The organism is uncultured Aquimarina sp. (genome assembly GCF_947492115.1).
Lineage (GTDB): Bacteria > Bacteroidota > Bacteroidia > Flavobacteriales > Flavobacteriaceae > Aquimarina.
In genome coordinates this window covers 165,548-179,884 of the sequence record NZ_CANLMM010000004.1, presented here as the reverse complement: position 1 = coordinate 179,884, position 14,337 = coordinate 165,548, and the positions used below count along the sequence as shown (strand labels likewise).

Below are 14,337 nucleotides of genomic sequence, written 5' to 3'. Positions count from 1 at the left end.
ATTAACAATAAAGTATCTTTCTTGTGTAATTGGAAACTACACCCTAGAACATGACTTACGATTTTAACAGAAAGCTTATTCATAAGCATGAACTTGATATTGGTATATTTTATTTTTATAAAAACCATATCATTTCAGAAATAAAAGAAGGAGTAACACTAACTTTTGAAAATTGTTCAGCTCTATTTGATCTATTACAATCCTATTACGGAACTACGATTCCTTTTGTATACATATCTAATAGAAAGAATTCTTTTTCCTTTGTGCCTACTGGTCATTTTAAATCTTCCAAACTCTTTCCTAATTTTATTGGGTACGGTGTCGTAACATATAATTCCATCAACACCAAAATAGCAACATTAGAGCAATCTTTCCTTGATAATGAGACAGCCATCTTTGACAACCTAAATGATGCATTGCAATGGAAAGAAACACTCATCCAACCATTAATTGATAGTAATTAAGCAATACTAAAGTATTTTCTTTTGCTATATGTAGGCAAGAATACCATCTGATCATCCTCCTTAAAGTTATCACAATGTAAAACAACTATAAGGTTTGAAATCCTTAAAGACATCACAAAATACTGACTAACAAGTAATTAAACACAAGATCTTTCGACAGATGTATGACTAACAAGAAAATAAAGTCATGAGAACTCAATCCAAAGATCTTTTAATAGAAAAATTCAACCACACATTAGGAACATATTACTTCTATGAAAAATACATCATTGCAGAAATTAACGAAGGGGTTACTATTACCCTAAGTAAGCTTCAGGATTTAATGCCAATTATACAAAAGCATTATGGTGATGGGAAACCGTTTACCTATATATCTAACAGAATTCATTCGCACTCTATTATTCCTACTGATTATTTAGATTGCCCGTTTACCTACATGGAAAATTTTAGAGGATATGGTGTAGTAATCTACAATGAGGTGAATGAAATATCTACAGAAATCGAGAAGCATTTTGCAAAAAAACCTTTTTACAATTTCCGAAATCTAGAGGATGCAATACTCTGGAGTAAAAAAGAAGTTTTGAATAGATAACTCTAATCTAATTCCTTCAACATTAATTCCAAAGCCTTATTTACAGCTTTGCCAATCGTTCGTTCTCTTAGATTACTGAATACAAATTTTTCTGAAAAAGTTTTATCTGGCGTAGAAATAGCAATAAAAACAGTACCAACTTCGACATCACCATCTCCTTTGGCAGGACCAGCATTTCCGGTTGTGGCAATACTGTAATCGGCTTTAAATTTATTTTTAACACCTATTGCCATTGCTTCAGCAACTTGATTACTGGTAACAGTATACTTATCGATTAAAGTCTGACTAACTCCCAAAATATCAGATTTCGAATGTGTAGCGTACGTTACGGCTGCGCCTTTAAAAAAAGCTGAAGCACCAGCACCAGCTGTTAACGATTGAGCAATTCTACCACCCGTACAACTTTCTGCTACCGCAAGGTATTTACCTTTTGCAACCAGTTTTTTACCAATCAGACTTTCAATAGAATCTTCACTTTCATACCCTACAATAATATCACCGATTAACTTATGTAAGCTCTTAATATTCTCTTCTATAGCATTTGATAATACTTGTTCATCAACCCCACGAGCAGAAAGACGTAGTCGTACTCTGCCTAGATTAGGAAGGTATGCTAACTTTATAAAAGAAGGTAAATCATCCTCCCATTGCTCTATCTTTTTTGCTATAGCACTTTCACCCATACCATAAGTAAGGACTGTTTTATGCAGAATAAAAGGCCTATCGAATTTCTCCTGAAGTTTAGGCAACACATGATCCTTCATAAGATTTTTCATCTCAAAAGGAACTCCTGGCATGGATACAAATACTGTATCATCCTTTTCCAACCACATTCCTGGCGCCGTTCCATAACTATTCATCAGTACAGTTGAAGTACTCGGAACAAGTGCTTGCATTCTATTAATATCAGTTACCGGAGTATTGATATACTTAGCAAAAAGCTCTTCAATATGAAGAAGCACTTTATCATCTTGAACTAGCTTATCACCAAAGTACTCGCAAATAGTATGTTTTGTGATATCATCTTTGGTAGGCCCTAAACCACCTGTAATTAAAACAACATCTACTCTATTTTTAGCAGCTTCAAAAGCATTAAGAATATGTTGCTTATCATCTTGAATTGAAGTAATTTGATATACATCAATTCCAATTTTATTTAATTCTTTACCAATAAAAGCTGAATTGGAATCTATTACTTGGCCTATGAGGATTTCATCGCCAATAGTTATTATTTCTGCAAGCATAGTTATTGAAAATCAGCTTTCAGATCATTAATCGCATTATTCACCGTAGTAACGATATGATTTAAAATAGTCTCAATTTCAGATTTTTCCATACCAGACTTAGACCAAGCCTCTACCTGTTTTATTTCTTTTAGAAGATCAATCCCGAATAATTGAAGGTTAGGTTTCATCTTATGTGCAAATTGATATGCAGTTTTCGGATCATTATCTTTAACTGCTTGTCCCATACCTTCCAAATCTGGTGGTATTTCCTCTAAAAATGTTTGCACTAATACTGTTATAAATTCATCATCTCCACCAGATAACTCATTTACACTTTCTAAGCTGTAACCTTTGCTCATGTATTTAAATCTTATTGATTATAATTATCGTGTTTTCTTAAAATCAGTTAATCATATATAGCTTTGTTGCCCTTTAAAATCAACTCGTGTTCTTGTAAAGATAATATCTCCATTCTTTAAAGTAAAATATTTCATTGATTATTCTGAAATCAAATCACAAACCATAAAGAATCATTTCCCCTTTACACCCAAATAATATACTTTATCTAGATATGAAAAACAACATTTTACCCTAAACTAAAACAATCTTTATAATTAGTTAAAACAATTTGTTAGTCATAACTAACTTTATATATTTGCTAAATCTAATAAAAATCGCATTAATCAAAAAAATGAAACCCTTTTTATTTCTTTTAATCCTACTAAAAACCTCATTAATCCTAAGTCAAACAGGAAGCTTAAAAGGAGTAGTTGTTAATGACAAAACTCCTATTCCATATGCTACAATTGAAATATCTGGTTCTTCATTTAATACCGTAGTTTATTCTGATGAGAATGGTCTTTTCGAAATAAAACAAATACCTTTTGGAAATTATTCTATAACCACTAGCTTACTTGGATTCCAAACGTCGTCAGAAACTATCACTATAGATTCCAATAATCAATCCAAAACAATCTCACTTATCGAGGATCGATTAAATCTTGATCAAGTCGTAGTAAGCGCTACTAGGAATCGAGTTAATAAACAGAAAGCTCCTGTAGTTGTGAATGTATTGAGTCCAAAACTTCTAGAAGCCACTCAATCTATATCTATATCAGAAGGATTAAATTTCTCTCCAGGAGTACGTGTAGAAAACAATTGTCAAAACTGTGGTTTTACTCAAGTAAGACTAAATGGTTTAGATGGTAGCTACACACAAGTACTTATTAACAGTAGAGCGGTATTTAGCGCATTAAATAGTGTTTATGGACTAGAACAAATACCAACCAATATTGTCGATCGTATTGAAGTAATTAGAAGTGGAGGATCCGCATTATATGGCTCAAATGCCATTGCTGGAACTATTAATATCATCACCAAAGATCCTATACTGAACACTTGGGAAGTTGGAACCTATTTAGGACTAATAAACGGTGATACTCCAGATCGTACTCTAAATTTTAACTCTTCTCTAGTAAGTGATGATTTAATGTCTGGGATTACGGTTTTCGGACTCTATAGAGATCGAGAAGAATTTGATGCAAATGGAGATGGTTTTACAGAATTAACCACGCTTCAAAACACCACATTTGGCCTAAAAACTTTTCTAAAAACAAATGAAAGAAGTAAGATTTCACTAGATCTAACAACTATTCAAGAATATAGACGTGGTGGTGATCGGCTTGATCTTGCGCCTCATTTTACAGATATCACAGAAGAACTAGATCACAATACATTTATTGGCGGTATTACTTATGAGGTGCAAAACAAAAAAGAAACAAACAACTTTTCTATTTACAGCTCTGGTCAATACACAGAAAGAGACAGTTACTATGGCGGATTAGGAGGCTCTAGAACAAGGCAGGACAGTATTCTTGCATTGAACTCGTATGGAACAACAAAAGATATTGCCTTGCTTACCGGTGTTCAGTTTACTCAAAATTTGAAAAACAATGATATTATTACAGCAGGTGTAGAATACAACATAAGCGATACTGAAGATATCATTACCGGATATAACCGATTGATCGATCAACAGGTTCATACGATAGGTTCTTACGCTCAATACGAATGGAAACCTAACGACAAGTTAACCGCTTTGATCGGCACAAGATTAGATCATGTAGATGTGGATGGTAATTATAATATCGGTGGAATTTCTAGAAACGTGTCTATCGATAGAACTGTGCTTAGCCCTCGTATAACCATATCTTACAGCATCCTTAATTCTTTAAAATTTAGAGGCGGTTATGCTCGCGGATTTAGAGCACCTCAGGCTTTTAATGAAGACCTACACATTTCATCTGTTGGAGGAGAACCGCAGTTCGTGATACTATCAGAGGATTTGGATACAGAATTTTCAAATGCTTTTACTGCTTCTTTAAACTACTCTAAAAATTTCAATAAAATCCAAACGGACTTTCTACTAGAAGGGTTCTTTACAGATCTTAGAGACCCCTTTACACTAGTAAGTACTGGTGCTGTATTAGAAAACGGATCTATACTAGAAGAAGTAAGAAATGGGACTGGAGCAAAAGTATTTGGAACAAATTTTGAAATAGGGATATCTCCATCAAAAAAATGGCAATTTCAATTCGGAGGAACCATTCAGAAGTCAGCATATGATGAAGATCAAATTCTTTTTGAAACAGATGGTTCTGTTACAGGAGAAACAGATGTAGCGGTAGATGAATTTGTAAGAAACCCTAACTCATATGGTTATCTTAACGCTTCTTGGATTCCGAGCAAAAAATTTAACATGGATATTACTGGAACGTATACCGGGAAAATGACTGTACCTAGAGTTGTTAGTGAATCTGGATTTTTAAACTTGGTTGATACAGATTCATTTTTAGATATGAACTTAAAAGCTGAGTATCATACTGATGTTTCTGAAAATTTTCAGTTGACTTTTAGTGGAGGAGTAAAAAATATATTCAACAGCTATCAAGATGATTTTGACATCGGACCATTAAGGGATTCAGATTATATCTACGGCCCAGGAAACCCTAGAACATTTTTTATCGGAATTAAATTTGGAAAACTTCACTAATTATGAGACTTAGCATCGTACTTACTTTTTTATTTATGATCCTAATGAACTATGAAACAATAGCTCAAGAAAAAGAGACAATTAATTGGATTACCTTTGAACAACTAGATGATTCTTTAAATACAAGACCTAAAAAAGTGCTTATCAACTTCTATACGGATTGGTGTTCATACTGCAAAAAAATGGATAGAGTTTCATTTACAAAGCCTGAAATAATTCAGAAAATAAATGAAGAATATTATGCCGTAAAAATGAATGCAGAAAGTACAGACACTATTGCATTTGACGGAGCTACATTTACAAATAAAAACAATCTAACACAGAGAAATGCCATTCATGAAATTCCTACTCTTTTGGCTTCTAGAAAAAATACTACTTTTTCCTTACCTGCTATTATATTTTTAGATGAAACGTTTAAGATACGAAAGCGATATTTTGAGTATCTAAGTCCCAAAAAATTACAAGCTGCATTGTAACTTACAAGTAATCCTGAAATTACTTCACTTTTATGGAAAACATTTCTTGATCCTCGATAAAACCGGTTAAATTATCATTGGTTTTCACGGATCCTACTCCTGCTGGAGTACCTGTAAAAATGATATCTCCAATCTTCAAAGTAAAAAATTGAGATACATATGCTATCAACTCATCAATTTTCCAAAGCATTAATTTAGTATTACCATCTTGAACAATTGTATCATTTTTCTCTAGACGGAAATTAATATTGTCTACATCAGAAAAATTTTCTTTAGATACCCATTGCCCAATAACTGCTGCCCCATCAAAAGCTTTTGCTTTTTCCCAAGGCAATCCTTTCGCCTTTAGTTGACTCTGCAAATCTCTGGCAGTAAAATCAATTCCCAGACTTATTTCATCATAATATTTATGCGCAAACTTCTTGTCGATATACTTTCCTAACTTCTTAATCTTTACAAGGACTTCTACTTCATGATGAATATCATTTGAGAAATCTGGAATAAAAAAAGGTTGTTTTTTTAAAAGAATAGAGGTGTCTGGTTTCAAAAAAACTACAGGATCTGTTGGTTTTTCATTTTCCAACTCCTCAATATGGTCTGTATAATTACGACCTATACAAATAAGCTTCATAAATTGATTTGGTTATTATAATTTAAGACTATTATTTAGTTTACGTAGTCGTACAGCGGTAAGCACTTTCTTTGTATACAATGGAAAATCAGCATTTTGCAACCATCCAAAATAACCAGGCTCATCTTCCATTACTTTTTCTACCAATTTACCTTTGTGCTTTCCAAAAGAGAATATTTCTCTTCCTTCTTTGTCATATGCGATAAAACCTGCAAAATCTGCAAATTGTTTTCTAGCACTGAATTCTGCTAAAAACTTTGTATCATTTTCTAATTCGGGATACCTATCTAATTGTGCTTTTAAAACCTCATAAGTAGCATTCGTATCAGCTTCAGCAGAGTGTGCATCCTTTAACTCCTTATCACAGTAAAACTTATAAGCTGCTTCTAAAGTTCGTTTTTCCATTTTATGAAAAATAGTTTGCACATCGACGGCAACAGTATTTTTCATATCAAAATCTACATCTGCTCGTAGTAACTCTTCTGCCAACAAAGGAATATCAAAACGATTAGAGTTAAAACCTCCTAGATCACAACCTTTTATCATATCACTAACCTTACTCGCTAACTGTTTAAAGGTAGGTTCATTAGCTACTTTCTCATCTGTAATCCCATGAACTTCTGTAGTTTCAGGAGGAATTGGCATTTCAGGATTCACTAACCAAGTTTTACTCTCCTTATTACCATTAGGAAAAACTTTGAGGATAGAAATTTCGACAATTCGATCTTTAGATATGTTTATACCGGTCGTTTCCAGATCAAAAAAACAGATCGGTTTCTTTAATTTAAGCTCCATAAATTGATTGTGTACTTCAAAGATAATAGGTATAAATTATAATCTATAGCAGTCTTGTTTTTTTAACATTTATTATTGCATTAGACGACCTTTACAAAAACATTATCCGCAAATTTACGTGTTACCGTTTCTATTGTATCATTAAACTGAATACGAATAGATTTATCGAATTCTCGTACTTCAAGAACTTTTATTTCGCTACTTAGCGCTAATCCAATTTCTGAAACAAATCGCAAGAAATTTACCGAACCATCATTTACAGCAACAAGTTGACAAACATCTCCTTCTATTAATGATGATAAGGTTATTTTTGGAATAACCTTATACTCCCCTTTTGCATTCGGAATTAACTCTCCATGGGGGTCCTTCTCCGGGAAATCCATAAAACGATCGAGCTCGTCTATTAGCTTGTATGATTTTATATGCTCTAATTGCTCAGCTACTTCATGTACCTCATCCCAACTAAAATTAAGATAATTATACAAAAAGGTTTCCCATAGTCTATGCTTTCGTATTAACCTAACTGCGATTGCGCGCCCTTCATCAGTAAGCTCTAGTTTTCCATATTTTTCACTAACAACATAATTCTTAGTTTTTAACTTTTTAATCATATTATTAGTAGAAGCAGGTGAAACCTTAAGATATTCCGCTAATTGATTATTACCTACCTTTTCTGAATTATCTTCTATTAACAACTGAAAAAGAGCTTTTAAGTAATCCTCTTCGCTTTTTGTTAAATTATTCAAATTTGCTTTGTTAGTCATGACTAACTTTTTTAGTTTTGCGTATATAATTAAACAAAAATACTAAACCTAATACAATTAAAGGAGCTACTAGCCCATTCCTTTTCTTGATAGGAAAGTTTTTTCTTTTTAAACTTAGTATTTATTAGCTATCAAATGTCTTGCATTGATAACAACTCAAAATTAGAAAAATGACAAAACATATTGCAGTTCTTCTTATCCTAATATTCACTACTTTTTCTTGTAAAAAAGAGAATAAAAAAAACAATTCAACACTACAAGTAGTGACTACGACTACCATGATTACGGATCTAGTAAAAAATATTGGAAAAGATGTAATCTCTGTAGAAGGACTTATGGGATCTGGAGTAGATCCACACTTGTATAAAGCGAGCGAAGGTGATGTAAATAAATTAGTTAATGCTGATGCTATATTTTACAATGGTTTACATCTTGAAGGAAAACTAGTAGAGGTATTTGAAAAAATGGGTAATCAAAACACCAAAACTATTGCCTTAGGAGAAATTTTAGATAAAAACACTTTGATAGGGTCTGATTATTTTGCGTCCAACTATGATCCGCATATTTGGTTTAGTATAGATCGCTGGAAACAAGTTACTTCTTTTGCTATTCAAAAATTGAAAGAATTAGACCCAAAAAATGCTGAAACTTTTGAGACTAACGGAAAGGCTTATTTAAAACAACTAGATCAATTAGCTGAGAATATCAAAAACACCGTTGATTCTTTACCAGAAGAAAAAAGGATACTGGTTACAGCTCATGATGCTTTTAGTTATTTCGGAAAGGAGTATAAATTTAATGTAGTAGGATTACAAGGCTTATCTACAGCTACAGAAGCAGGAGTTCAGGATGTCCAAAGATTAGCAAATTTTATCATTGAGAATAAAGTGAAAGCTATTTTTGTTGAAAGCTCTGTTCCTAAGAGAACTATTGAAGCATTACAAGCAGCGGTAACATCCAAAGATCATGAAGTATCTATTGGCGGAACCTTATACTCCGATGCCTTAGGAACAGCCGGCACGAAAGAAGGAACCTATATAGGAATGTTTGAACACAATGTAAATACCATTGTAAATGCCTTGAAATAATGGAAGAAAAAATTGCCGTACAAATAGATGACCTAACAGTAGCCTATAATTATAAACCTGTTTTATGGGATATTGACTTGGCAATACCTGAAGGAGTTCTTATGGCTATTGTAGGCCCCAACGGTGCAGGAAAATCCACATTAATAAAATCTGTTTTAGATATTATAAAACCTATTGCAGGAAGTGTAAAAATATACGACAAACCCTATCAAAAACAACGATCCTTAGTTGCATATGTCCCGCAAAAAGGAAGTGTTGATTGGGATTTTCCTACAACTGCTTTAGATGTAGTAATGATGGGTACTTATGGAAGTTTAGGATGGATAAAAAGACCTGGGCAGAAGCAAAAAAAAGCAGCCCTAGAAGCACTGGAAAAAGTAGGGATGTTAGCTTTTAAAAGTAGACAGATTAGCCAACTTTCTGGAGGACAGCAACAACGCATATTTTTAGCTAGAGCACTTGTTCAGAATGCCTCGATTTATTTTATGGATGAACCTTTTCAAGGAGTTGACGCCACAACAGAAAAAGCAATTATAAATATTCTTAAAGAACTAAGAAAAGCAGGAAAAACAGTAATTGTAGTTCATCATGATTTACAAACCGTTCCGGAATATTTTGACTGGGTGACTTTTTTAAATGTAAAGAAAATAGCTACTGGACCTGTCAAAGATATTTTTAACGACGACAACCTTACAAAAACCTATGGAATTAATTACAAGGTTAGCGTACAGCAGTAACACCTAATTTGTTTGAAGCAATGAGTACATAAAATGGATATTTTAGAATATATAGAACTTGTTTTTACAGACTACACCTTAAGAACGATTACTTTAGGCACTGCAGTTTTAGGAGCAATTTGCGGAATGCTTGGAAGTTTTGCTGTGTTGCGAAAACAAAGCTTATTAGGAGATGCCATTTCACATGCTGCTTTACCAGGTATAGCTTTAGCATTCTTAATTGTAGGAACTAAAAATAGTAATGCATTTTTGATCGGCGCCTTAATCAGTGGATTAATTGGTAGTTTTTGGATTCGAGGTATTATCAAAAAAACGCATCTAAAATCCGACACTGCCTTGGGATTAATTCTTTCTCTCTTTTTCGGTTTTGGAATGTTGTTACTTACTTTTATACAAAAGTTACCTAATGCTAATCAAGCAGGATTAGAAAACTATCTTTTTGGTCAAGCTGCTACATTGTTAGCAAATGATGTATGGATAATGTCTTTAATTACAGGGATTTGCCTTGTTGTTCTATTGCTTTTCTGGAAAGAACTTAAATTATCTCTTTTTGATCCAGATTATACCAAAACATTAGGTTTTGACATTAAATTTCTGGATATTTTAATTACTACCTTTATCGTAGTTGCAATTGTTTTAGGATTACAAACCGTAGGTGTAGTGCTCATGAGCGCAATGATTCTAGCTCCAGCCGCTGCCGCCAGACAATGGACCAATAGCCTCTCGATTATGGTAATTCTTGCCGCCATTTTTGGAGCCTCATCAGGTGTAATCGGGACAGCAATAAGCGCTAGTCATAATAACTTATCCACAGGACCTGTAATAGTGCTTGTAGCAGCAGTATTTGTATTAGTTTCATTTATATTTTCTCCTGGAAGAGGTCTTTTATTTAGAGAAATCCGATTTAGAAAAAACAGAAATGATCTGGAATTACACAAAACCTTATCTTTCATGTATAATATCGCAAAAGACCATGAAGACATATCACATCCTCATGCGATTAAAATATTGAATAACTTTCAGGGATTTACTAAAAGATCATTACAAAAACTTGAGAACAAAAACCTTGTGAAAATTGAAGGAAATATGTGGTCTCTAACAACCTCTGGGTATGAAACTGCCGCTAATCTTTATAACCAAATAACACCAATGAGCGATGAGTAGCGCCCAGATCGAAATACAGTTAATTGCTTGTTTGGTTGCTATTGCCTGTGCAATTCCTGGAACATTTTTAGTTTTACGTAAAATGGCATTGATTACAGATGCAATAAGCCATTCTATATTACCTGGTATTGTTATCGGTTTTTTTATCACTCACGATTTATCTTCTCCTTTACTAATATTTTTGGCTGCATTAAGTGGCGTTCTCACAGTAGTTTTAGTGGAATTTATTCAAAAGACAGGTTTAGTTAAAGAAGATACAGCCATTGGCTTAGTTTTTCCGGCATTATTTAGTATCGGAGTGATCATGATAGCACAAAATGCAAACGACGTGCATTTAGATATAGATGCTGTTCTTTTGGGTGAACTTGCCTTTGCCCCTTTTGATAGACTAATTATTCAGGGAATGGATATGGGACCTAAATCTCTCTGGATTATTGGCACCATCCTCTTCAGCACTGTCCTCTTACTTTTTGCTTTTTTCAAAGAATTAAAAGTGAGCACATTTGATGCTGGACTAGCTGCAGCCCTTGGATTATCTCCTGTGGTCATGCATTATGGATTAATGACTGTAGCATCCATAACTACAGTTGGAGCTTTTGATGCTGTCGGAGCGATTTTGGTAATAGCGTTTATGATTGCTCCTGCCGCAACAGCATACCTACTTACAAATGACTTAAAAAAAATGATATTGCTAGCCTGTATTTTTGGTATAACCGCAGCAATTTCTGGGTATTGGTTAGCACATGGTTTAGATGCTTCTATTTCTGGTTCTATGACTACTATACTTGGTATCTTATTTTTAATGGTTTACCTATTCGCTCCAAATCGAGGATATTTCTCTGTCCTATATCGGCAGCGACAACAACGAATTGAAGTCTCTTTACTAACTTTTCTGTTACATCTAGGAAACCATATTGACGATGAAAACGAAAGACATGTGAAACATCTTAATGATCATATTAACTGGCAAAAAGTACGATCAAAATCAGTTTTAGATTTAGCGCTAAAAAACAATATGATTACGATTAAAAATGACATTGTTTCCTTAACGGAAAAAGGCCAACATTTTACGAAAGAGGCTATTGATTATATTATCACAAATAAGAATTCAGAGATTGAAAAAATGAAAGATCGATTTTTCTTATTTAGAGGTTAAAGAATTAATTTTTAAGAATAAGAAAACCAACACTTTTTTGAATGCGTTTGAAACTCTAAACCTTAAAGGTAATTACCTCAGTAAATAATTGATCATGCTGCAATTCAATGATTCTATACCCAAATGAATTATTATGAATTTTTACAATATCAGGATCTTTTTCTACCTGATAAGATACTGCTGGTGTGATATATTGACGAACATTCTTGTAGAAACGATCATCTTCCATATGATAGTGACCAGAAAAGATAAAAACCTCATTAGGAATTTGATGCAATACCGATAGAATTTTTTCTCTTCCTTCGAGAAAAAATTTTTTATCCGTAAATGTAGGAACAGATAGAATAGGATGATGAACAAATAATAAGATCTTTTTTGAGGTAATTGATTCTTTTCGAAACCGATCTAGCTGTTCCTGATCTACTATTTCTTTACTCGAATCTAAGAATATACATTTAAAGAAATCTGTTTCTATATTATAAAAAGGAGTGTCAATCCCAACAACTTGTTGTTCTTTCCAATAAGGGAATATCGTAGAAAAGCTATCATGATTTCCCAACGAAATGAACCAATCATATGGTTCTAACAGTTTAAAAAACCAAGATAAAGAATCTCTTTCTCCTATATCTCCACCTATGACAATTTGTGTAATACCTCTTTTGGATATATCCTTAAGGACTTTTTCCCAGTTTTTTCTGGCATCTACACCCACAGTTTTAGGAAACTGCTCATCTAAGTGCACATCAGTTATATAGGCAAACTTTTTAATCACACTTAACACTCAGCACTTTGCCCTCTTTTTTTGCTTTTTGATCCATAGCAGCACCTATTGCTAAACCAATAGACATTCCTAGTGGCATACCAAAGCTCATCCCAAAAATCAAACCGTTTGATTTATCAGATCCAAAAACGAGTCCAAAAACCATCCCCAAACTCATTCCTAATGACATTCCTATACTCATACAAATCGTCATATAATGTTCACTGGAAATCAATGAGAGTTGTTCTTTAACATATTGGATAAACTCAGAAAGTTTCTTTTTAAAATATTGTTTTCTTTCTTCTCTTTTAACTTCGACAACTATATCTTCTAGGGCATTGTGTATGCCATTTAATTGTTCATCAGAAAGATCTCTAGATGCTAATTGCAACAATACATTTACAAACTTCTTATATATTTTCACTTCAGATGTATCTTCTGTTTCAGTTATAAGATTCTTAAAAAACCTCACTGCTTCATTAATATCCATACTATAAAATTTAGCGTTAAAAACTACTTTCTAAATAATTAGTGCATTTTATAGCGCTTTTGTTACACATTACTCATTAAATAACATAACAACACCTATCTATTCTGGAAAATAATTATCTTATCTGCATATGATATAGAAAAACAACCCTAAGCCGAACAGTCGCAATCATCAATTAAAACAAGACTCCATTTATCATCTGCCGTAATAAAATACATAGTTTTGATAATGTTTTTGTGTTTTAAAATATCTACCTTAATTTTTTCACTTTCATGATATTTTTCAGGAATATCAATTTGTCCAGCAGTATCTTTTTCCATATCGTAAAAGTAAGGGAATTCATCTATTTTACTGTAATACACTCCATCTTCGTCTTTATTATCATCACAAAAACCATCTTTAGGCGATTGATTTTTGAATAATGTAAGAGGATCTATCGGAAGAAATACAGGTATATAAGATTCAAAGCTATCCAATACGCAGGTTGAACCTGGATTAAAAAGTCGATGTACACCTATTTCTTTTTTTACAAACTGAGTCACTTTAGATGATTTATCTCTAATAAGAATATTTATATCCTTATTAAAAAAAGAGATCTCTAAAAAGTATTTTAAAAAAGGCTGAAAATTGTGTAAAGAAGCTTTTTGTTTTATCGAGGTTTGCGAACCGAAAACCCATCCTTTTTTACCATTAAAATCTATGTAATACCAAAAATCTCTCCTACCTCTGATTACTTGTGCATCTGATTTTTGTAGAACCACACAAACATCTCCTTCATTTAGTTTCATGACAACTTTGCCTGTTTTAGGTTTCTCACGAACCCAGATATCTTTGCCTTCTATAAGCAACGTCTCTTGCCCCAAAAGTATATTAGCACTGAGCATAAGTGTTAATACCAGAAACATGGGTTGATTTACTTTCCTCAGAATGCTGTTTCTCATC

General features: G+C 33.1%; 16 protein-coding genes. 8 read left to right on the top strand and 8 right to left on the bottom strand.

Annotated features, from left to right (window positions below):
- The first annotated feature begins 50 nt into the window (after nucleotides 1–50).
- Both Q1A73_RS13955 and Q1A73_RS13950 read left to right on the top strand, forming a co-directional pair.
- The gene (locus Q1A73_RS13955) at nucleotides 51–464 is read left to right on the top strand and encodes a hypothetical protein (protein ID WP_299606738.1); all 414 of its coding nucleotides are present in this window, start codon (nucleotides 51–53) and stop codon (nucleotides 462–464) included.
- A gap of 187 nt (nucleotides 465–651) precedes the next feature.
- On the top strand, nucleotides 652–1,056 hold the full coding sequence (locus Q1A73_RS13950) for a hypothetical protein (protein ID WP_299606736.1): 405 nt from the start codon (nucleotides 652–654) through the stop codon (nucleotides 1,054–1,056).
- 2 nt (nucleotides 1,057–1,058) lie between these two features.
- On the opposite strand, the gene Q1A73_RS13945 is transcribed toward Q1A73_RS13950, so the two are convergent.
- Nucleotides 1,059–2,300, bottom strand: a complete 1,242-nt coding sequence (locus Q1A73_RS13945) for a CinA family nicotinamide mononucleotide deamidase-related protein (RefSeq protein ID WP_299606734.1) — start codon at nucleotides 2,298–2,300, stop codon at nucleotides 1,059–1,061.
- A 2-nt stretch (nucleotides 2,301–2,302) separates the two neighbouring features.
- Nucleotides 2,303–2,641 (bottom strand): Hpt domain-containing protein, encoded by a 339-nt coding sequence (locus tag Q1A73_RS13940; RefSeq protein WP_299606732.1) that lies wholly within the window; start codon nucleotides 2,639–2,641, stop codon nucleotides 2,303–2,305.
- 332 nt (nucleotides 2,642–2,973) lie between these two features.
- Between Q1A73_RS13940 and Q1A73_RS13935 the strand changes: the two genes are divergently transcribed.
- Entirely contained in the window at nucleotides 2,974–5,334 is a 2,361-nt protein-coding gene (locus Q1A73_RS13935; protein ID WP_299606730.1) for a TonB-dependent receptor, read from the top strand.
- A gap of 2 nt (nucleotides 5,335–5,336) precedes the next feature.
- The gene (locus tag Q1A73_RS13930; protein ID WP_299606727.1) at nucleotides 5,337–5,810 is read left to right on the top strand and encodes a thioredoxin family protein; all 474 of its coding nucleotides are present in this window, start codon (nucleotides 5,337–5,339) and stop codon (nucleotides 5,808–5,810) included.
- A 19-nt stretch (nucleotides 5,811–5,829) separates the two neighbouring features.
- On the opposite strand, the gene Q1A73_RS13925 is transcribed toward Q1A73_RS13930, so the two are convergent.
- The 3 genes from Q1A73_RS13925 to Q1A73_RS13915 all read right to left on the bottom strand — a co-directional run bounded on the left by Q1A73_RS13925 (nucleotide 5,830) and on the right by Q1A73_RS13915 (nucleotide 8,000).
- Nucleotides 5,830–6,441 (bottom strand): fumarylacetoacetate hydrolase family protein, encoded by a 612-nt coding sequence (locus Q1A73_RS13925; RefSeq protein ID WP_299606725.1) that lies wholly within the window; start codon nucleotides 6,439–6,441, stop codon nucleotides 5,830–5,832.
- A gap of 15 nt (nucleotides 6,442–6,456) precedes the next feature.
- The gene (locus Q1A73_RS13920) at nucleotides 6,457–7,236 is read right to left on the bottom strand and encodes a 3'-5' exonuclease (RefSeq protein ID WP_299606722.1); all 780 of its coding nucleotides are present in this window, start codon (nucleotides 7,234–7,236) and stop codon (nucleotides 6,457–6,459) included.
- Between the two features lie 80 nt (nucleotides 7,237–7,316).
- The gene (locus Q1A73_RS13915; RefSeq protein ID WP_299606720.1) at nucleotides 7,317–8,000 is read right to left on the bottom strand and encodes a metal-dependent transcriptional regulator; all 684 of its coding nucleotides are present in this window, start codon (nucleotides 7,998–8,000) and stop codon (nucleotides 7,317–7,319) included.
- Between the two features lie 170 nt (nucleotides 8,001–8,170).
- On the opposite strand from Q1A73_RS13915, the gene Q1A73_RS13910 reads away from it, so the two are divergent.
- Genes Q1A73_RS13910 through Q1A73_RS13895 form a run of 4 tightly spaced genes read left to right on the top strand, consistent with a single transcriptional unit; the run spans nucleotide 8,171 to nucleotide 12,145 of the window.
- Entirely contained in the window at nucleotides 8,171–9,088 is a 918-nt protein-coding gene (locus tag Q1A73_RS13910) for a zinc ABC transporter substrate-binding protein (RefSeq protein ID WP_299606717.1), read from the top strand.
- Nucleotides 9,088–9,825 carry a metal ABC transporter ATP-binding protein gene (locus Q1A73_RS13905; RefSeq protein WP_299606714.1) on the top strand — a complete coding sequence of 246 codons (738 nt, stop codon included), beginning with the start codon at nucleotides 9,088–9,090 and terminating at the stop codon, nucleotides 9,823–9,825. Before Q1A73_RS13910 ends, Q1A73_RS13905 begins: the two co-directional genes overlap by 1 nt.
- 33 nt (nucleotides 9,826–9,858) lie before the next feature.
- Nucleotides 9,859–10,989 carry a metal ABC transporter permease gene (locus tag Q1A73_RS13900; RefSeq protein ID WP_299606711.1) on the top strand — a complete coding sequence of 377 codons (1,131 nt, stop codon included), beginning with the start codon at nucleotides 9,859–9,861 and terminating at the stop codon, nucleotides 10,987–10,989.
- Nucleotides 10,982–12,145, top strand: coding sequence for an iron chelate uptake ABC transporter family permease subunit (locus tag Q1A73_RS13895; RefSeq protein ID WP_299606709.1), 1,164 nt, complete (start codon nucleotides 10,982–10,984; stop codon nucleotides 12,143–12,145). Before Q1A73_RS13900 ends, Q1A73_RS13895 begins: the two co-directional genes overlap by 8 nt.
- Nucleotides 12,146–12,200: 55 nt before the next feature.
- On the opposite strand, the gene Q1A73_RS13890 is transcribed toward Q1A73_RS13895, so the two are convergent.
- The 3 genes from Q1A73_RS13890 to Q1A73_RS13880 all read right to left on the bottom strand — a co-directional run bounded on the left by Q1A73_RS13890 (nucleotide 12,201) and on the right by Q1A73_RS13880 (nucleotide 14,336).
- Nucleotides 12,201–12,917 (bottom strand): metallophosphoesterase, encoded by a 717-nt coding sequence (locus Q1A73_RS13890; RefSeq protein ID WP_299606706.1) that lies wholly within the window; start codon nucleotides 12,915–12,917, stop codon nucleotides 12,201–12,203.
- A complete protein-coding gene (locus Q1A73_RS13885) occupies nucleotides 12,910–13,395 on the bottom strand; it encodes a hypothetical protein (protein ID WP_299606704.1) in 486 nt (161 codons plus the stop codon). The genes Q1A73_RS13890 and Q1A73_RS13885 overlap by 8 nt, the downstream gene beginning before the upstream one ends.
- Before the next feature lie 149 nt (nucleotides 13,396–13,544).
- Nucleotides 13,545–14,336: an SH3 domain-containing protein gene (locus tag Q1A73_RS13880; protein ID WP_299606701.1), complete on the bottom strand. Its 792-nt coding sequence runs from the start codon at nucleotides 14,334–14,336 to the stop codon at nucleotides 13,545–13,547.
- Nucleotide 14,337: the final 1 nt, after the last annotated feature.